Here is a 19801-nt window from a genome sequence, read left to right as displayed (position 1 = left end):
GTTTTTTATTCCTCACAATACTAATCCAAAAAATATTTTACTTTTTTTTCTTAGTACCTCTTCACCACTCAAAGAACTCCCCAAAACAACTACTACCTTCACCGTTTTGAGCGCGCAAATATAGAACACATTTTGTCCTTGGCAAGTAGTTTTAGGAAAAATTTTAGGGAAATTTCAAGATACTAAAATAACCCTCTGGTTCCTAATGTTATAGGAAAAAATTCCAGACCAATCCAAATCTAATTTTAAAGTCACGATACGGATGGTTGGGTGCAGAAAAATAATTAAAACCGGTCCAGGCAAAATTTACGTGCTCTGCCATTAAATAGATTCGAGCCGTCCTTACCTTGACATTTAAGAAGACATCAAACCTTGGAAAATTGCCAATCTCTACTTCATTCTGCGTATAAAACTCTGCTAGAAGTGGATCATAACGATTCATATGATATTTGGTGAAATAATTAAAAATAACACCGGTTTGCAGTGTTAGTGCCTTTCTAAAAATTTCATCTGAAAAGTAAAAGGCATTACGGGTAACAAACTCTGGGACGTTTAGCGCACTGGAACTACTATTTTGATATAGTAAGGTATTCTCTAAACCAAACTTTCCAAACTTAAATTCCTTTTGAGCTTTAATCCTAAAGTATTGTATGGACTCAGAGCTCTGTTCTGGCTTTACCACGCGAACACCACTATCTGTAGTTTCAGCTAAATTAAAATAGGTGTAATTTTGAATGTTGGATATATCAAACAAAACATTAACCCACTTATTAGACACTACCTCGGCAAAAATCTGCTGCGTATTAACATTATCATAATCCGTGGTATTATCCCAGTTATAATTGACGTAGTCACTTTGAAATAAAAGGAAATTAAAATTGGGTCTTCTTGAATTAATATTAAACCCACCAATAAACTTAAAGTCTTCCGAAAATGCATAACTCACATTGGCATCAATAAAACTCCCTTTAAACTCATTAGAAAAGTTAGTTCCAAAGCGTCCACTCAATCCAAGTTTTCCAAAATTATTGGCATAGGAGGCATTAAAATTCAAAAAGTTATTCTTGATGCGATTACCAACGCGCTGACTTTCCAGGATTACAATACTGTTATAACCGTAGTTTAAATCTTTATAGCCAATACTAGCCCTTAGCTGACCAATAGTTTCATTTTGATACGCCGCCCCCACGTTGGTGTAAAAGTCTTCCAAATTGACTCTGTCATAGGTTGAAGTAGTAAATGACGGTCCAAAATAGTCGATAGAATTTCCGGCCTCATTGAACTGATAATACTTGTCTTCATAACCAATTTGATGTGTTAAGGACAAAACATTAACAGAAACGGAATCCACTGATTTAATTAGATCATAAGAATGATCCAAATGAAACCGTCTTCCTACCAGTATATTTTCAGCAGCATTTAAACTCGGATCAAACAAAGCTCTATCTCTAAACTCTGTTTCACCATTGACGAACTTAGGTAAATCTTCATCCTTGAGCCCACCATTCTCTTCATTAAACAAATCCTGATACACCACATGTCCACGCATATGATAACGATCATTCTTTGTTTTATAATTGGTGGTGAATCTAAAATTACCAGTACTTGTTAATGTATTCTGGTAACTACCTAATGATCTTAGACCTTTATAAGCAACTGAAAAGTTCAATTGGCGTGAGGTATTCACAGTGAAAAAAGCATTTAAGGTTTGCCCCTGCTCAAATACTGTCTTCCAATACAATTGTGTAAATGGAGTGGGTACGGAGTAATAATTGATATCCTCTTTCCTATAATAATTAAAGTGTCGCGCCTGCCCTGCAAACAGAGGTAAATTATTTTTTTCACGAAACTGTAGTGTCAAAGAGTTGTAAGACTGCCCTACATTAGCAAACTGCATTAAGCCGTACGTGTCACGTCTTAAATAATTGAATTTGTATTGTTTTTGAATCGTTAGACTTGTGTCTACTGCGGTGGTATCAAGTTCATAGGATTGGTATATGTACTCAGATAACTTGGCAACCTTATCAAACTTCGCTGACTTCTTGGACTTATTAGATGAATCGGCAAGTGCCGGATTAGCCTGAAAGTTTGAAGGCCTACCAGTTAGTTTTTTTTGTGCAAGAGTAATACCTGGCAAACATAGTAGGACAATTAACCAAACGGATCTAAGAGCCTTAATACGCTCAACTATTTGATACAATAGATACATGCTACACCATTAGATACAATTGCGAAAATAAAAAAAGGCCTGCTACAAGCAGACCTTTTTTAAAATATTTAGTAAATATTAATTACTGAATTGTAAACGATGAAGTTGCGCTAGCACCAAAGCTACCGTCTCCATCAACAACTGCTTCACCGTTAACGGTTATAGAGTATTCACCTGGACCGTAGTTACAGCAGATACCATCACCGAAGGAATCAAAGATTGTAAACTCATAGTCACCTGATTCTAAACACCAGTCTAAGGTTAATACACTATTTGGATCGTCATAACCATCACCTGATGCAACAACAGCACCTCCAGTTGCTAATTCCCAGCTAGTTTCACCAGGGTAAGCATCAAAAACAATATTTAATGTAGCTGAATTTAATGGGGGGCATTCCTCGTACTGTACAGAAATTGAAATAGACGATGACGACGGGGTTCCTTGAGTAGTTACAGCCGTACCTGTATCCCCAAACTCAAGTACTAAAGTACCCCCTGCTAAAGGAATATTACTGTCTATAATTCTATATAATAATACCCCAACATTTGTACCAGCAGGAACTGTTACAGAACTTGGAACTTCGTAGGCAGATGGATCAAGCGTAGTTGCTGTTTGATTCACCATAATTTCAAAAGTTCTGTCTGCACCAGTAACATTTCCAGTATACACATTCACCTCAGCAACTCTGTTACCTTCGATTTCAACAAATTCAACAGGTGAACCTGCCTCGAAAGTTACCATATCAGCTGCCGCCAAAGGTGCATCTTCCTCACAGCTTACAACTAAGAAAGCTGTGAGTAAAAGAGCAGTTGTTAGTTTTAATAAATTTTTCATTCGTTAGATTTTAGCTAGTGTTATATATTAATTCTGTCCGTTGATCAATACGTTATCTTGGATCTCACGAGCAGGAATTTCGAACGTAAGTCTATCTTCATTATGCTGAATTGGCTCACCAACAAACGATAAGTGGTTTGCACCTCTTACGATTGTAGCTTGGTTACGCTTCATCGCTAAATAAGATCTACCTTCACCCCATAATTCAAGTCTTGTCTGCTGATAGATTTCATCTTGTAATGCAGCCCCACTTAAACCGTCGATATAAGACGTATCACCGATACGAGAGTCCACTATAGAATGTAGTACCGTTCTAGCCGCCGGATCATTATTAGCTTTTGATAATGCTTCAGCCTCTAATAATAGTAACTCAGCATGTCTCATGTAGTGGTAATCAGCTTTAACCTGAGTAGACGTACCAAATGGTACTCTGTCCTCGTCATATTGCTTGAATAATGGTTGTAAGAAGTTAACACCAGCACCAGTAAAGAACTGATTTCTTCTAATATCATCTGGTCTCATACTTTCGTATAAACCTTGGTCCATAGTCTTACTATCACCTACAGCTGCGTAGCTATAAGAGAAGTAATCTACCTGTCCCCACCATGATACTAAACCAACACCAGTATCAGTATTTAAATCAACACCCCATAACCATCCTGGGTTATTCCAGTTGTTGAATCCACCTAAGATACCAAATTGAGAGTTGTCAGCTGGCATAAGAGTTGTACCAGATTCTACTCTTGCTTCATGAGCTAAAGTAGCAACTTCATCCCATCTTGATCTTTGCTGAGCGATAGCATAAGCTAAGATAGCTTTTGCCACAGGCTGATTGATATTAGCTTTACTTGGTCTTGACCAACCGTCTAATAATTCAATCGCTCTTACAAGATCAGATTCTACTTTGGCATAGATTTCTGCCTGTGTTGATTTTGCCTTTGGAGATGCATCTGGCTGATCGTATAATGGAACAGCTGGCCCTTCTGGATTATAATCATCACAATAGTACGTTACAAGCATTAAGTAAGAGTGTGCTCTTGAGGCTAACGCCTGTCCAAGTAAGGCTCTTACATCTGGGTTCTCTGGATCAGCATCCTGACCACCTAAAGTAGCCATAGCTAAGTTAGCATTAAGAATCTGTCTGTAATAGTACGTCCAAGTCTGGAAGTTATCAGTGAATGTGAAATCCTGGGTGGCTTGCATCTCAGTAATTGAAGCTCTATACCATCCATATACACTATTTGATAACGCCATGTCACTACTTAACATATCTCCAAAGACCTCATAAGCTCTTTGTCCAAAGTCATCATGACCACCGGTACCACCAGAACCAAACGTAAACATAGTACTATAAATACCATCAATTGTTCCAACCGCAAGGTCAGGGTTCAATTCCACAGCTTCGGCCAACGTAGACTCACTTACTAATTCTGTAGGTTGCGTTTCAAGGAAACTATCCCCACAAGAAGACAAACCTAAAACAAGAAGTCCCCCGCCAATAAATTTTAAAACATTTTTTTTCATATCGCTTTTTTTAAGTTAAAATTTCAATCTCGCACCTACAGTAAGCGTTGATAATGGCGCGTAGATTGCTCTACCTGTTGCACCGTTAGCTCTAACTGTTGGATTGTAACCTTTTCTTGCTGTTGTAATCCAAAGATTATCACCAGAAACGTAAAGGTTTAAATTGTCAATACCAGACTTACCTAAAACCTTAGATGGGATGCTGTATCCTATCTGGATATTGTTTAATGCTAAGAAATCTGAACTTGTTACGAATCTATCAGATTCAAAGTTGTTTGCAGCAACAGAACCATTACCTAATCTTGGTACAGACGTAATGTCTCCTGGTTCTTGCCATGCATTTCTAGCATCTACGTGAAGTGTACCCCCACCTGTTGGGAACGTACCTTCAAATAATTCACGGTACTGGTTGTCATAACCGTACCCACCAAATTGGTAAGTGAATTGTAAATTATAAGTAAAGTTATAAATATTACCTGCAAATCTGAATGCACCAGACACATCAGGAATAGCAACTTTGTTTAGGTATAACTGAGTAGCTCTACCGTAAGTTTTTGTAATTGTTCTACGGATGTTAGCACCTGGGTTAGCTAATAAATATGGCTCTAAAGAGAAATCAGGAGTATCGTTTCCTTCTAAAGCTTCACCTGCGTCTAATACGCCGTTATCATTAGCATCATCATAGTACTCATACCACTGTGGGAAACCATCAGCTGGATCTACACCAGCACTCTGACGCATGTAGAAATCGTTGATAGATCTTCCAACAGACCATCCAAATCCACCACCTACATTAAGGAAGTTATTTGGTGTATCAACTGGTAACTGTAATAATTCGTTTTGAATCATAGCACCATTCACAGAGAAATCTAAACTAGCATTAGCAGAGTTTACTACGTGGAATGTTAAATCTACTTCTAAACCAGAGTTTCTAAGTACACCATCATTAACCAATCTGTTAGTAGAACCTGAAGAAGGTTGTACCGTTCTGTTAAAGAATAAGTTTTCAGTATCCTTAGAGAAGTAATCGATACTACCGTCTAACCAGTCACTGAAAGAGAATTCAGCACCAACCTGCCACTGCTTAGCAGTTTCCCAAGTAATATCTGGGTTCGCAATATTACCATCTAATGCGATAGCGAAGTTACCACCAAGGTTGGTTACCTCAAATAAGTTTTCACCAGCATAGTAAGATCCTGTTGCAATGTTAATACCAGCCTCATCACCAGTAGTACCATAAGAACCTTTAACTTTTAAGTATCTTAAGAAGTCACTGTCTAACCAAGACTCATTAGTCATTACCCAAGCAGCACCAAGAGACCAGAATGTCCCCCATCTGTTTTCTGGGATTTGGAACACAGAAGATCCATCACGTCTTATAGAACCTGTGAAGAATATTCTATCATCAAAGTCATAGTTTAAGTTTGCAAAGAAAGACTCAAGGTTTCTTCCTTCTTGGAAACCAACGTTTGGAGCTTGCTGAACAATATACTGTGTCAATTCTAAAGAGAAAGGAGTTACTGCCTTAGTCTTATAACCTTGAATGTACTGGAATGAAATTGAGTTACTTTCGTGAGCCGCTAATAACTCAAAAGAGTGGTTGCCAAAATCTTTCTTATATCTTAAAAGATTAAGGAAGTTAATTGTTTCACTAACGGTATTAGTTTGTGTCAACTCACCACCTGCAGAAAGACCACGACCATAGAATTGGTTCTCCATTGTCTTTCCAATATTGTTACGGAACTGTAAACTCACAGAGTTTTCAAATGTAAATCCTTCAGTGAATTTAATATCAATGTTTCCATTTCCAACAAATTCGTGTCTGTCATAACCATTGTAATCAAGAGTTACGGCACCGTATGGGTTAACCCCATCAGAAGCAGGACGACCTGCACCACCACCAATAGAAATCGCACCATAATCTGGAACGAAGATTCCTAAGAATGGATCAAACTGTCTCTCACCAGTAGCGTTATCTGTAACGAAAGCTGGGTATAACTTTGGAAACTTATCTAAGAATTCGAAAACGTTCTCAGCACCACCTAATGTAGCATTGTTTCTTGACTCTGCATATAAGTAAGATACATTAGCACCTACTTTTAACCATGGCTTAATTTGAGAAGAAACATTACTTCTAAAGTTATATCTTTTAAATGAAGAGTTAACAACAACACCATTGTCATCTAAGAAACCACCAGAAACAAAGTATCTAGTTTTTTCATCTCCACCACCGAAACGTACGTTGGCTTCGTAACGGAAACCATCACGAGTTAAAAGATCTTCAAAATCGTCTGGTGAATATCTTCTTGAAACAGCTGGGTTAAATGTTCCTGTAGCCGGATCAATCAATTGATCACCAGAAGCATTCCAGATGTTATATCTTGTTGGAATTGTACCGGTATCAGAAAATAAGTTAGCGCTAGCCTGAGCATTAGCATCGTCACGGCTAATTCCAGGGTTAAGTATTTCTAACTGGTTTCTGTTAGCTTGCCATACATACCCTAACCACTCTTCTGGAGAATTGATTAACTCGTATCTTGGTACGATTTGCGTGTTAAGACCAGTTCTTACATCTACCTCTACATAACTCTCATTAGCTGAACCTGTTTTAGTTGTAATAAGCACAACCCCGTTAGCACCACGAGAACCGTAAATAGCAGTTGCAGTTGCATCCTTAAGGATAGACGTACTGGCAATATCCGCTGGGTTAATAGCATTTAATGTTTCTTGAGCTGTAATTGGAATACCATCTACTACATATAAAGGAGCGCGGTTACCATTTACAGAACCCAAACCTCTAATTCGTACTGTAGAAACTGTACCCGGTTGTCCAGTAGTGTTAATTACTGTAACCCCGGCAGCCTCACCCGCAAGTGATTGAGTAACATTAGAGAAATTTTTGTTTTCAATATTTTCAGCAGAAACCGTCGTTACCGTACCCGCAAATGATTTCTTTGTTTGCGAACCATAACCAACGATTACAACCTCGTCTAATGCTTCAACATCCTCCTCAAGAGAAACGTCATAAACATCAGCTGCACCAACAGTGACTCTCATAGTTTTGTATCCAACGAAGGAAAACACTAATACTTCACCATTGTTGACCCCGATAGAATATTTTCCATCAAAATCAGTTTGGGTACCTCTAGCAGTACCATCAACCAGCACTGTCACACCTGCCGCAGGAAACCCCGTAGCAACTTCAGTTACAGTACCAGTTACAGTCTTCTCTTGTGCAAAAGAAAACTGCATTACAAACGCCATACATAGCGTTAATAACCATGTTAACTTTAATTTCATAAAACAATTATTTGAGTTAGTCTAGTTGCAAACATCTTAATTAAATATTAAATAAGCAAGTGTTTCTGATAAAAATATGTTAAGCTTTTTGCCGAGTTTGCAGTATATTTCACCATACGTTAACTATATGATTTTTTACGACACTCAATAAGAAGATGAGGTTTTATTAAAATGGTTGCGTCCAAAATTTAAATTATCTAAAAAAGGGGCTTAATAAAATGTTGAAACTAAGATATTCTCAATTTAAATTGGAATGTGGCACTGATGAAGCTGGCCGTGGATGTCTTGCGGGACCTGTTGTAGCCGCAGCGGTAATTTTGCCTAATGATTTTAATAACCCCATTCTCAATGACTCAAAACAACTAAGTGACACCAAACGCCAATTATTAAGGTCTCAAATAGAAGAGCAGGCATTAGCCTGGAATGTTGCCTTTATAGACGAAAACATTATAGACCAAATCAATATCCTACGGGCTTCCATTTCAGCCATGCACAAATCCATAGAAGGACTTCAACCCAAACCAGAGTTTATTGCTGTAGATGGAAACAAGTTTAGGGCTTACAAACAAATACCTTTTAAAACCATTGTAAAAGGTGATTCTAAATATTTGAATATTGCCGCGGCATCAATTCTGGCTAAAACCTACAGAGACGACTTTATGGAATCTATTCATAACGAGTTTCCCGAATATGGCTGGAAGCAGAACAAAGGGTATCCAACAAAATCTCATAGAGCGGCCATTAAAAAATTGGGGGCAAGCAAATACCACCGCCATAGTTTTAAATTATTACCAACACAATTTCGTTTACCCTTGTAACTTTTATATTTGTATAGAATCCATTGCACCCCTTAATGCGTAACTTACTTCTTCTACTTTTTCTCTCTGGTCTTCTGCAAGGCTGTATGGAGTCCGCTTTTAAAAATAAAGCGGAAACAAATTTTCTTCCAGGAACTCCTGTCACTATCATCTCAACTCAAGATTTTCAAAATCTTGATGCGCTTTCAACTAATGCCGCTCTGTTTGGACAAACCATGGGCTACATGGATATGGTGGCCACAATATTAGACTCGGTTGAAATGGATAACCCTCTAATTGCATTCTATGACCAAGACAGCACAAATGCATTTGTTATATCAGGCGCGCCCATTCTGGTAGAAGATTCTCTTGAGACTACTCAAGAAGATATAGAATTAGCAAGATTCAATATTATGAGTTTGGATACTCCTATATATATAAGGAGTCAAGATGATCATATTTTAATTGGTAATGACAGTTTACTGATAGCGGATAAAACCGCCTATAAAAATGAATTATTAAATAAGTTATCGAAGATTGAAACCCCAGATGGTGCCTCTTCCCTTTTACTCAATTCATCTCAAACATTTTTGCCACTTTCATTTATTGATAAATCGCTTACCCTTTTTTCCCCAGAAGATGGTCTGTATCTTACCAATACAACAACAAGGGATCAGATAAAATTTACAGGCTTAGCCAAACAGGATAGTTTATCCTTAGAATTATTTTCTGAACCTCAAATTTCAGAACTACTTAATGTCATTCCTGAAACATCCAACCAATGGCAATTAACTCAGATTCCGGTATCCTGGAACCCTCAAACAGCGTCTAATGCTTTTTCTGAAGAACAAGATTCCATTAATATACTGGCCAGTGCTTGCCTTGAAATGGCATCTGTATCACTTAATGATGGAGATTTGATGATTTTTCATCTTAATGACGCCTCACAAATTGCAGACCAACTAAATCTTCAGGATCCAATTGATACTTATCGCGAAACCAGTATTTATAAATATGAATGGTCGTCAAGACGCACAGGAAATCTTCAAGTATTTATTCCTGAACAGTCTTATGAATTTCTTGCTGTTACCAATAATAATGTCTTTATCTCCAACTCAAAAACATCTTTAGAATCCTGTTTAACCGCCTATTTCAACGAGCGTACCGTATCTAAATCAAATCGCTATAAAGATTTAGCTTCAGAATTACGTACTAAATTTAGCTATATGTCTTATGCTAATGGTTCTACCATTAATACCTTATTTCCGGAAAAGACTACAGCTTATAACACCTCTTTTTTTCAAATTAGTAAAGAGCGTGATTTTATCCATTTAAATGGTCTCGTTGCAAAATATAGCGCTTCCAGACGAGCACTTCCTACAGAGCAATTGGCTTCATTACAATTAGACAAGGAACTTATTACCAGTCCGCAACTAGTAAAGAATCATATTAATGGCGGCATGGACATCCTTGTTCAAGATGTTGAAAACACACTCTATTTAATCTCCAATCAAGGAAAGCTATTGTGGAAGAAAAGGCTTAATGGTCAAGTTCTTGGTGAGGTTGCCCAAATTGATATGTACAAGAATGGACGTTTACAATTGGCCTTCTGTACTCAAAATCGATTGTATGTTTTGGATAGAAACGGAAAAGAGGTAGCACCATTTTCCATTAGGTTCAATGACCCTATTACCCAACCGCTCTCTGTCTTTGATTATGACAATAAAAGAGACTATAGACTTTTGCTTACACAAGGAAGAGAGCTCTTAATGCTAAATACCAAAGGAAAACGCGTTAAAGGTTTTAACTATAAACCCAATTTAAACATAAGCTCACAACCAAAACATTTTAGGGTAGGACGTAGGGATTATATTGTCTTTAAGGCTGGCAAGTCCATGAAAATCCTAAATCGTCGCGGACAAATACGGATAAACAACAAACAGTCCATAGACTTTTCAAATAACGAGATCTTCTTATATCAAAATCAATTTAGTACCACTTCTTCAAACGGCGAACTTGTTCAAATTGACACCAAGGGCAAACTAAAGCGGTCTAGCCTAAACTTACCAGCAGAGCATCAGTTAACTACGACGAGTAAAACTTTGGTCACCCAGACCGAAAACAAGCTGAATATTAAACTCAAATCAGTGGACTTGGATTACGGCATCTATACCCAGCCAAGAATTTACTATTTGAATGACAAAATCTATATCACTACTACCGATCAACAATCGAAAAAAGTCTATCTATTTGACAGTCAAGCGAAACCCATCAAAGGATTTCCGGTTTTTGGAACCTCGTCGGGTGTGTTGGGCAACCTGGACAACAACAGAAATCTAGAGTTTGTTCTACAAACTGATGAGCGTAGCATTAGTATTTTGAGATTGCGCTAAAAGTCCAAAAAAGCTATTCAAATAGGCTTCTATTTTGTAGTATTGCAACCCATTTTATAATCGGAATTTTCCATGATCAAACGACAAAAGGCCACCCTTAAAAAATGCATCATTCATAAGGTTGGAAACAAATTCAATGAAACTAAAAATGCGTTTTCAGAACAGATTCTCAACCTTGACGATGTTACCTACGATCTTCTTTTGCCATTTACCTTAAAGCCTTTTGTAAGCGCCACAGAAAGTTACCGGTTTAACCATCATGCAGATATTAACCTCAACGAAATTAACAGCTACACTCAGTCCCTATTCGAGTCTGATGAGGATTTTATAGAGGTATCAAAGCATATGGTTCTGCATCTATTTGAACAATCCAATTCAGCTCAAATTAAGACCGGAGATGTACTCGTTTGTTTATTTGACAACATTCAATACGAAGATCAATTTGTTGAAGGCCTGGGGATTTTTAAAATTGAAACGAAAACGGAATTCTTTCAAACCTACAGAGAGGACAGTCATTACGACATCGTGGTGCAAAAAGGAATCCAGTCCAAGAAAGTAGATAAAGGCTGTCTTGTATTAAACTATTCAGATGCTGAAGGCAAAATAATCTTTAGTGTTGACAATAATTCTTACGATGCGCAATACTGGATTAAACAGTTTTTAAATATCAAATATCCAGATGATTCCAACCAGCACACCAAGAACTATTTGGAAATGTGTCGTGAATTCTCAAAAGAGGTCTTACAGCCACAATTTGGAGGTCAGGAACAAAGTGACTTTTTGGTTAAAACAGTTGACTATTTCAAAGAAAATGAAATGGTAAATGTGGAAAATTTTAAAGAAGACGTCTTTGAAGAAGAAGATCAAATTGAAATGTTTGAAGCCTTTAAAAAATCCTATGAGTCTGAAAATAAAGTCCTATTACGCAATCATTTTGAAGTCTCAAATCCCGTATTAAGAAAGCAAAAACAGAAGATTAAGACTGAAATAAGTCTGGATACACACATTAAAATCAAGATCGATGTTGACGCACCAGATGCCACTTCAGACTATCTGGAGCGCGGTTATGACGAGGATAAAAAGATGCATTTCTACAAGGTGTATTTTAATGCAGAAACCTAATCCCTCATTCTCTTTCTTTTTAGTTATTTTAGGGATGTTTATTTGAGCGCTATATGGCAACCAAACGAAAATTCCGATTCAATGATTTTGGCCTTGGCACCAAACCAACCAGCAAAGGATACCGTGCGCTTAACAAGGATGGGAGTTTCAACATAAAAAAGGTAAAAGTCCCCTTTTTTAACCGACTCAATTTCTTTCATGAACTGGTAACCCTGTCATGGACTAAATTCTTTGGTTTCGTCTTTGCAGGATACCTGGTTATCAACTTTATTTTTGCCACGCTCTATTACCTAATTGGCATAGAAAACCTAACAGGCATACGCTCTTCAGATCCTACTGAGCAATTTATGGAAGCCTTCTTTTTTAGTGCACAAACCATAACAACACTAGGTTATGGGCAAGTAGCACCCATTGGACTAGCCGCCAATATTGTTGCTGCAACGGAATCTTTGTTAGGGTTATTGTCATTTGCTCTGGCCACAGGACTCATGTATGGAAGATTCTCTAAACCCGTTTCCAATATCACCTACAGCACAAAGGCCGTCATCGCTCCCTATCGCGATATTAATGGTTTTATGTTTCGCGTTTATAATGCCAAACGAAATCAGCTGCTGGAAGTTGAGGCTGAAGTAAGTTTATCCATACAAAGAGAGAATTCCCATTTACGTGACTTTTTTTCTCTGGAACTAGAACGCTCTAGAGTGGTCTTTTTTCCTTCGGTCTGGACGGTAGTCCATCCCATTGATGAGAACAGCCCGCTCTACAATTTAACCGAAAAAGAGTTATTAGATAAAGATGCCGAGTTTATTGCTACCATCAAGGCTTACGATGAATCCTCATTAAACACAGTTCACTCAAGATCATCGTACAAGTCTCATGAACTTAGTTGGGGAGAAAAATTTGTCTATCTAGGACGTATGGAAAATGACAAGCTGTTAATTGATGTCAGTGGTATTGATAATACCGAAAAGGCCGACTTGAATTAAGATATTTTTGGTGTTGCGTCGAGTATTTTCTTAAGATCTTTCTCACTCTTTATAAAGGTAGCTTCAAACAAAGTCTCAAAATGGTTTAAGAGCTTTTCTTTAACCTCTTGTTCATCTACTTTTTCTACACCCAGCTCCACATTTAATGAGGTTACGGCCTTGCCGCGAATACCACAGGGAATTATATTATCAAAGTAGCCCAAATCGGCATTAACGTTTAAAGCAAAGCCATGCATGGTCACCCATCTACTCGCTCGAACGCCCATGGCACAAATCTTCCTGGCAAAGGGAGTTCCAACATCCAGCCACACCCCCGTCTCACCAGGACTGCGCTCGGTTTTTAAGCCATACTCAGCAAGAGTTAAAATGATCATCTCTTCCAGAAAACGCAGGTATTTATGTATATCGGTAAAAAAATTATCCAGATCTAAAATAGGATAGCCTACAATCTGTCCAGGTCCGTGATAGGTTATATCACCCCCGCGATTTATCTTGTAAAATGTCGCGCCCTTAGCTTTCAATTGTTGCTCATTGAGTAACAGATTTTCTAAATCTCCACTCTTTCCTAGGGTATAAACATGAGGGTGCTCCACAAACAAAAAGTGGTTGTTGGTGGGCAGGTTTAAATCTTGCCGTCTATTCTTGATTTTGGTATCCAGAATGTCTTTAAAAAGCACTTCCTGATAATCCCAGGTGTCTTTGTAATCTTTATATCCTAGATCTTCTAAAAATACACTCTTATTCACAGTGCAAAGATACGCTTTTATCGTTCAGGATTGTTTAAGATCACCAGGGCAGCAATAACGCCTGGCACCCAGCCGCAAAGCCAAAGTAAAAATACGATAAGAATAGACCCACAGCCTTTATCTAAAACTGCTAAAGGTGGGCAAAGGATGGACAACAGTACGCGCCAAATACTCATAGGTTTCGTTGATTGAATTTGATGTACCTATAGGTCTCACAAAATAACGTTTTGTTACATTTTATCTACCTTAACGATGTACTATTTATCAGATTTTGTAGATTCGTTTATGCGAAAACTTCTGGCGCTTCTATTCTTAGGTATTGTACTGCAGGTACATGCGCAATACCATTTTTCTGGCTATGTAGATCCTGGTGAAGACGCGCCTTCAGTATACCTGTCTGTCGTTGAAGATTACCGACAATTAAATGGCATTTATAACGATCAGATAATTACCAGAACAACTGCTGACAGCACTGGTTATTTTGAGTTTAAAGGCAACTTGCTAGAAGACGCCAATAGAATCTACAGAATCCATTCAGACTATTGTAATGAGATACAAGATGGCAAAGGTTTTGGAGGGTTCTGCCCCAATAGTTACGCGGTTGTTTTTATAGCCAAGAATACTGATACCTTAAGTTTGCCCTATGGTTTTGAAAAACAGATTTTTTGTGATATTGAATCCAATAATCCTAAAGCTACAGCATTAATAAAGATTGATTCACTTAAGGAAGAAATGCGCTTTGCCTATAGTGAATACCGCAGTGATGCCAATAAAAAACTAAACGACAAAAAGTGGTTTGCTACCCTTCAGGATTTTAGTAAGGCCGCCAATGAACCCCTGGCTGAACTGTATACCTATGCTTATTTATCTGACCGTTCTAATGATATTTATCGGTATTATGTTGAAGATTTAAAAACTAACAACTACTATCAGGACCTACATAATAAGTTGCTCAATTCCTACCCAAACACCAGCTATACAAGGCAATACGCCAGAGAGCTACAGGCAGACCGGTTCATGCTGGCCAGTACCCAAAAACCCAATTCCGAAACACAGAACCTGTTGCTCTATACCTTGTTGGCACTCTCCCTTATTCTTAATACGGTCTTATTATTTAGACTGGTGAAGAAAAAACGACATCGCAGCAAAAATTTAAAAGCACAACTCTCCAAACAAGAACAGGCAGTTCTAGAACTACTTCTCGAAAATAAGAGCAATAAAGACATAGCTGATGCTCTCTTTGTCAGTGTTAGTACTGTTAAAAGCCACACTAACAGTATTTATAAAAAGTTAGAGGTTAACTCAAGAGACGGAGTTAAATCCTTGTTTAACTGACAGTTACAAAATTCAAACCCGGTACTAGTACCAATTTCAAACCCTGATTCTTCTATTTAAGCTAGTGGTTACGCCATTTTTGATTTCAACAATTAAAAATCATAATCATGAAATCAGTACTACTTTTAATGGGTTTATGTTGTCTCCATTTTACCGTCTTTAGCCAAAACCTCAATACCGAAATTAACAATGGCAAGCAAGCCTATCTTTTAGGTAAAATTGATAAATCCGGTTTACAAGGCCCCAACTACAACGGATGGTTTGAGACCAATTATAACAACTACAGCCCAGATGCCAGCACCATTAACAACCTGTCTGGAACCATTGCCGATTATGAAATACTTTTATTCATGGGCACCTGGTGTGGAGATAGCAAGCGTGAAGTACCACGATTTCTCAAGGTTCTAGATGAATTACAGTTCCCTAATAACCAGTTGACTATGGTCGCCCTTAGTAGAGAAGCCGGGCTATACAAACAAAGCCCCCAACACGAAGAAGCTGGCCTTAACATTCACAGGGTCCCAACCTTTATCATCTTTAAAAATGGAAAGGAGATCAACAGAATAGTAGAAGAACCGGTTGAATCAATCGAAAAAGATTTGTTACAAATCGTTTCTACTAATTCTTACGAAGGTCACTACGCAGTAGTTCAGGAGGTTCATACTGTATTGCAAAAAGGTGTCAACAAACTCAAGCGCAAGGAAAACAAGCTGCTAAAAAACTATCAAGACAAGATTAGCAGTATGTATGAGCTTAACACCTACGCTAAAGTCCTTAACAATAGTCAAAAAACCGAAGAAGCTATAGCGGTGCTGGAATTAAACACTAAATTCTTTCCAGACAACCCCAAGGTATTTGTGAATTTATACCAGATGCTCAATAAAGCCAACCGTACAGAGGAGGCATTAGTAGCACTGGAAAAAGCTGTAGAATTGGACCCAAAAAACAAACAATTACAAAGCCGACTCAACCAAATAAAATCACGTTAAACAGAGCGTTACTTTTTTCTTTGAAATAGTGTAATTTTGCAGTTCAAAAATACAGAACATGCAATTGTCGGAGCAAGAACTTGTAAGACGCGAGAAGTTAGAAAAACTAAGAAATCTAGGTATCAACCCCTACCCTGCGGATCTATTCCCTGTAAAGGAATTAAGTACCGATATTAAATCGGAATTTGAGGAAGGTAAAACGGTGACCATTGCGGGTCGCTTAATGAGCCGACGTATTCAAGGGAGTGCTAGTTTTGCTGAATTACAGGATAGTGCTGGTCGCATCCAGGTGTATTTTAACCGTGATGAAATTTGCACAGGTGACGACAAAACCAAATACAACGATGTCTATAAAAAGCTACTGGATATAGGTGACTTTATAGGTATTGAGGGGACACTCTTCACTACTAAAGTTGGTGAAAAAACAGTGATGGTTAAAGACTTTACAGTCTTAAGTAAATCCTTGAAGCCTTTACCCCTGCCCAAACAAGATGCTGAAGGAAACATTTATGATGAGTTCAATGACCCAGAATTGCGCTACCGTCAACGGTATGCAGATTTGGTGGTGAATCCCAATGTGAAGGATGTATTTGTAAAACGCACCAGGTTGTTTAATGCCATGCGTCAGTTTTTTAACGATGCTGGTTACTTTGAGGTAGAAACGCCTATACTTCAGCCCATTCCAGGAGGTGCTGCTGCCAGACCGTTTATTACCCACCATAACACGCTAGACATCCCTTTGTACATGCGTATTGCCAATGAACTCTACCTCAAGCGCTTAATTGTAGGTGGGTTTGATGGGGTGTATGAATTCTCCAAGAATTTTAGAAACGAAGGCATGGACCGCACCCATAATCCAGAGTTTACCGCTATGGAAATCTATGTAGCTTACAAGGACTACAATTGGATGATGGACTTCTGTGAGCAATTGCTGGAGCACTGTGCTGTGGCTGTTAACGGCACTACCAAGGCCACCTTTGGTGATAATGAAATCGACTTTAAGGCGCCTTATAAGCGCGTGACCATGCGGGATTCTATTTTGGAATTCACCGGATTTGATATCTATGGTAAAACTGACGATGAGATTCGATCTGCCGCGAAAAATATGGATATTGAGGTGGATGATACCATGGGGAAAGGCAAGCTGATTGATGAGATCTTTGGTGAAAAATGTGAAGGCAACTACATCCAGCCCACCTTTATCACCGACTATCCAAAAGAGATGAGCCCGCTTTGTAAAGAGCATCGTGATCATCCAGAACTCACTGAGCGTTTTGAGCTTATGGTTTGTGGTAAAGAGATTGCCAATGCTTACTCTGAGTTAAATGATCCTATTGACCAGAAAGAGCGTTTTGAGCATCAACTTAAACTGGCACAAAAGGGTGATGATGAGGCCACAGAATTTATTGACTATGACTTTTTACGCGCCTTAGAATATGGGATGCCGCCAACCTCTGGAATGGGGATTGGTATGGACCGTTTAATCATGTTCCTCACTAATAACCAGAGTATCCAGGAGGTCTTGTTCTTCCCGCAAATGAAACCAGAGAAAAAGCCATTAGCCATTAGTGAGGATGCCAAAGCAGTATTAGCACTGCTTGAGAAGCAATCTAAGATGCTTTTAAGCGACTTAAAAGCAGAAGCTGGACTCTCCAATAAAAAATGGGATAAAGCCATTAAAGACCTAACTAAAAATAATGCCGCTAAAGTTGAAAAAACTGAGGAAGGCTTGTTTGTTGAGGTGGCATAAATCTCATTCTAGAGTAGGTATTTACCTCTGCAGCACATAAGCTTGATAACCGTCTGTGTTATTTCATCTAACCGAATATTATACGCATAATATACGGTTACAAATGGCAATTGTGATTTCTACTGTAATGAGAGATTTCTTCAAACCCTTATATCTATTGGGTTCAACTAGCGTCAGTAGGTTTAGCTATTAATTATTATACTTGTAGGAAATATATAACGTAAATAAACACAATGTGTTTATACAATTGTTGTGCGTCATATGACAATCGACTTAATTGAATAAAAATGGGGATGCTGAAAACCAATTAGAGTAAGCTCGTAACTTAAATTAATTAACAATGAAATCAAAAAGTAGTCTTTTCGTTACCGTAATTTATTTGACGGTATTTTCGTCCTTTTCTGTTTTTGGACAACAAACTTATTCCTACAAAACGGGTGACCCTGCAAATTGGCCTAAAGATCAAGATGCAGTTAGTGCCGCACCAGGAAATCACAAAATTCTTTTAGAAAATGATAAGGTTAGAGTGCTCGAAGTAACCGTGGCACCCGGTGAAGTTGAACCCATTCATCACCATCAGTGGCCTAGTGTTTTATATGTTATGGAAGCCGGATTTTTTATCGATAGAGACTCAGAAGGGAATGTAATAGTCGACAGTAGACAAATACCCGAGCCACTAACCTTTCCTTTGACCATGTATAAGGACCCAGAGGCCCCACATTCTGTAGAAAATCTGAGTAAAACTATAACAATGAGGCTCATACGTGTTGAAATGAAACAATAGAGCCTTCAATTCTGATAAAATACGAACGCACAACAAGGTGTATAGCTCATTGCGGCTGAATTCCTAATCGGAATTCATTGTAATTTCCTATTTTTTGGTTACGGCGGAAAATCATAGCTGATTTCCCGCAACGAGCCATACACAATACCGTTGTGCGTAAGCAGAAGAAACATTGGAACTAACCAGGAAAATACAAGTTTGTAATAATCTGAATAATATTCCAGATTTTAAAACAATCAAATCACTTGAAAGAGGAATTGAATGGAAAATTGTATTTGGCAATAAAATTAAATCCAAAAGAGAAAAAATTGGAAGTCAATGGAAATTTGAACATCCTGAATTCCAAATTGCAGTTCATACAATAGAACCTGAAATAAATATAGTCAAATTAATTACGGACAAAGAAATTGAGAAGCATCAGAAGTTCTTTGAGAAATGTGCAAAAGATTATCGGAATTTGGCAACGAAATTAATAAATGAATTTGCCGATAAACACAATGTGAAGATTGACCCCGAATATCCAATGAACACTTTATGCCACACTGAAAAGTTCGGATATAAACCAGTTGGAGAAATGAATGAATGGAGATATGCCTTTCATGGAATACATTGCGGACTTACTAATAACAAAACTGGACAAAGAATTGAAATTCCTTTAACTTACGGATTGGAATTTGGACAACTTGACCCTTATTTTTTTACTGGATTCATTAAGACGACTAAAGAGTATCAACCTTTACCAGTTGGAATATATTGCGATTATGCAGATGGCTTGAGAATTTTAGAAAAAATGGTGGAAATTGGAAAATTTGAATACGTGAATTCAAATTGGCCAAATCAAAAAGGAATTGTTGTAACTGACAGAGGTAAAGTTAAAGTAGAAGTCTATAATCCAGAAGAGGAAGAAGAAAGCCTACGCACAACAACGTATAAAAATAATGGCGGAGAAATTGCCAAAATAAATAATAATAACAAAAATACAATATGGTCTAAACTGAGAGGTTTGTGGTCTTAAAACCGCCACTATTCTT

At 37.9% G+C, this 19801-nt stretch carries 15 protein-coding genes; 9 read left to right on the top strand and 6 right to left on the bottom strand.

Going from position 1 to position 19801, the window contains the following annotated elements:
• Positions 1-208: 208 nt before the first annotated feature.
• The 4 genes from DN064_RS04175 to DN064_RS04160 form a co-directional block, all read right to left on the bottom strand.
• Positions 209-2209 carry a putative porin gene (locus tag DN064_RS04175; protein ID WP_115461336.1) on the bottom strand — a complete coding sequence of 667 codons (2001 nt, stop codon included), beginning with the start codon at positions 2207-2209 and terminating at the stop codon, positions 209-211.
• Between the two features lie 82 nt (positions 2210-2291).
• A complete protein-coding gene (locus DN064_RS04170) occupies positions 2292-3044 on the bottom strand; it encodes a hypothetical protein (protein ID WP_115461335.1) in 753 nt (250 codons plus the stop codon).
• Positions 3045-3071: 27 nt separating this feature from the next.
• Positions 3072-4568: a RagB/SusD family nutrient uptake outer membrane protein gene (locus DN064_RS04165; RefSeq protein WP_115461334.1), complete on the bottom strand. Its 1497-nt coding sequence runs from the start codon at positions 4566-4568 to the stop codon at positions 3072-3074.
• Between the two features lie 15 nt (positions 4569-4583).
• Positions 4584-7868: a SusC/RagA family TonB-linked outer membrane protein gene (locus tag DN064_RS04160; RefSeq protein ID WP_115461333.1), complete on the bottom strand. Its 3285-nt coding sequence runs from the start codon at positions 7866-7868 to the stop codon at positions 4584-4586.
• Positions 7869-8086: 218 nt separating this feature from the next.
• On the opposite strand from DN064_RS04160, the gene DN064_RS04155 reads away from it, so the two are divergent.
• The 4 genes from DN064_RS04155 to DN064_RS04140 all read left to right on the top strand — a co-directional run bounded on the left by DN064_RS04155 (position 8087) and on the right by DN064_RS04140 (position 13166).
• Positions 8087-8686 carry a ribonuclease HII gene (locus DN064_RS04155; RefSeq protein WP_115461332.1) on the top strand — a complete coding sequence of 200 codons (600 nt, stop codon included), beginning with the start codon at positions 8087-8089 and terminating at the stop codon, positions 8684-8686.
• Positions 8687-8721: 35 nt separating this feature from the next.
• The gene (locus tag DN064_RS04150; protein ID WP_157962229.1) at positions 8722-11058 is read left to right on the top strand and encodes a hypothetical protein; all 2337 of its coding nucleotides are present in this window, start codon (positions 8722-8724) and stop codon (positions 11056-11058) included.
• Between the two features lie 72 nt (positions 11059-11130).
• Positions 11131-12180 carry a nucleoid-associated protein gene (locus DN064_RS04145; RefSeq protein ID WP_115461330.1) on the top strand — a complete coding sequence of 350 codons (1050 nt, stop codon included), beginning with the start codon at positions 11131-11133 and terminating at the stop codon, positions 12178-12180.
• A gap of 53 nt (positions 12181-12233) precedes the next feature.
• Positions 12234-13166, top strand: coding sequence for an ion channel (locus tag DN064_RS04140; protein WP_115461329.1), 933 nt, complete (start codon positions 12234-12236; stop codon positions 13164-13166).
• On the opposite strand, the gene lipB is transcribed toward DN064_RS04140, so the two are convergent.
• Complete coding sequence (lipB, locus tag DN064_RS04135; protein WP_115461328.1) at positions 13163-13912, bottom strand: lipoyl(octanoyl) transferase LipB; 750 nt, start codon at positions 13910-13912, stop codon at positions 13163-13165. The two genes, DN064_RS04140 and lipB, sit on opposite strands and share 4 nt — an antisense overlap.
• Before the next feature lie 17 nt (positions 13913-13929).
• The gene (locus tag DN064_RS04130; protein ID WP_115461327.1) at positions 13930-14088 is read right to left on the bottom strand and encodes a YqaE/Pmp3 family membrane protein; all 159 of its coding nucleotides are present in this window, start codon (positions 14086-14088) and stop codon (positions 13930-13932) included.
• Between the two features lie 76 nt (positions 14089-14164).
• Here DN064_RS04130 and DN064_RS04125 point away from each other — a divergent pair, with 76 nt between their 5' ends.
• The 5 genes from DN064_RS04125 to DN064_RS04105 all read left to right on the top strand — a co-directional run bounded on the left by DN064_RS04125 (position 14165) and on the right by DN064_RS04105 (position 19785).
• Positions 14165-15247, top strand: a complete 1083-nt coding sequence (locus DN064_RS04125; RefSeq protein ID WP_232827364.1) for a response regulator transcription factor — start codon at positions 14165-14167, stop codon at positions 15245-15247.
• 107 nt (positions 15248-15354) lie between these two features.
• Complete coding sequence (locus DN064_RS14205; protein WP_115461326.1) at positions 15355-16236, top strand: thioredoxin family protein; 882 nt, start codon at positions 15355-15357, stop codon at positions 16234-16236.
• A 58-nt stretch (positions 16237-16294) separates the two neighbouring features.
• Positions 16295-17986: a lysine--tRNA ligase gene (lysS, locus tag DN064_RS04115; RefSeq protein WP_115461325.1), complete on the top strand. Its 1692-nt coding sequence runs from the start codon at positions 16295-16297 to the stop codon at positions 17984-17986.
• A gap of 340 nt (positions 17987-18326) precedes the next feature.
• Positions 18327-18770 carry a hypothetical protein gene (locus tag DN064_RS04110; protein WP_115461324.1) on the top strand — a complete coding sequence of 148 codons (444 nt, stop codon included), beginning with the start codon at positions 18327-18329 and terminating at the stop codon, positions 18768-18770.
• Positions 18771-18942: 172 nt separating this feature from the next.
• Positions 18943-19785 carry a DUF6896 domain-containing protein gene (locus DN064_RS04105; RefSeq protein WP_198659400.1) on the top strand — a complete coding sequence of 281 codons (843 nt, stop codon included), beginning with the start codon at positions 18943-18945 and terminating at the stop codon, positions 19783-19785.
• The last annotated feature ends 16 nt before the right edge of the window (positions 19786-19801 follow it).

The sequence above is a fragment of the Winogradskyella aurantiaca genome, assembly GCF_003362725.1.
GTDB lineage: Bacteria > Bacteroidota > Bacteroidia > Flavobacteriales > Flavobacteriaceae > Winogradskyella_A > Winogradskyella_A aurantiaca.
This window is presented reverse-complemented; position numbering and strand designations above follow the sequence as displayed.

Coding starts and splice junctions, on each gene's coding strand:
- DN064_RS04175 (WP_115461336.1), bottom strand. CDS start 2,209: ATGTATCTATTGTATCAAATAGTTGAGCGTATTAAGGCTCTTAGATCC.
- DN064_RS04170 (WP_115461335.1), bottom strand. CDS start 3,044: ATGAAAAATTTATTAAAACTAACAACTGCTCTTTTACTCACAGCTTTC.
- DN064_RS04165 (WP_115461334.1), bottom strand. CDS start 4,568: ATGAAAAAAAATGTTTTAAAATTTATTGGCGGGGGACTTCTTGTTTTA.
- DN064_RS04160 (WP_115461333.1), bottom strand. CDS start 7,868: ATGAAATTAAAGTTAACATGGTTATTAACGCTATGTATGGCGTTTGTA.
- DN064_RS04155 (WP_115461332.1), top strand. CDS start 8,087: ATGTTGAAACTAAGATATTCTCAATTTAAATTGGAATGTGGCACTGAT.
- DN064_RS04150 (WP_157962229.1), top strand. CDS start 8,722: ATGCGTAACTTACTTCTTCTACTTTTTCTCTCTGGTCTTCTGCAAGGC.
- DN064_RS04145 (WP_115461330.1), top strand. CDS start 11,131: ATGATCAAACGACAAAAGGCCACCCTTAAAAAATGCATCATTCATAAG.
- DN064_RS04140 (WP_115461329.1), top strand. CDS start 12,234: ATGGCAACCAAACGAAAATTCCGATTCAATGATTTTGGCCTTGGCACC.
- DN064_RS04130 (WP_115461327.1), bottom strand. CDS start 14,088: ATGAGTATTTGGCGCGTACTGTTGTCCATCCTTTGCCCACCTTTAGCA.
- DN064_RS04125 (WP_232827364.1), top strand. CDS start 14,165: ATGTACTATTTATCAGATTTTGTAGATTCGTTTATGCGAAAACTTCTG.
- DN064_RS14205 (WP_115461326.1), top strand. CDS start 15,355: ATGAAATCAGTACTACTTTTAATGGGTTTATGTTGTCTCCATTTTACC.
- lysS (WP_115461325.1), top strand. CDS start 16,295: ATGCAATTGTCGGAGCAAGAACTTGTAAGACGCGAGAAGTTAGAAAAA.
- DN064_RS04110 (WP_115461324.1), top strand. CDS start 18,327: ATGAAATCAAAAAGTAGTCTTTTCGTTACCGTAATTTATTTGACGGTA.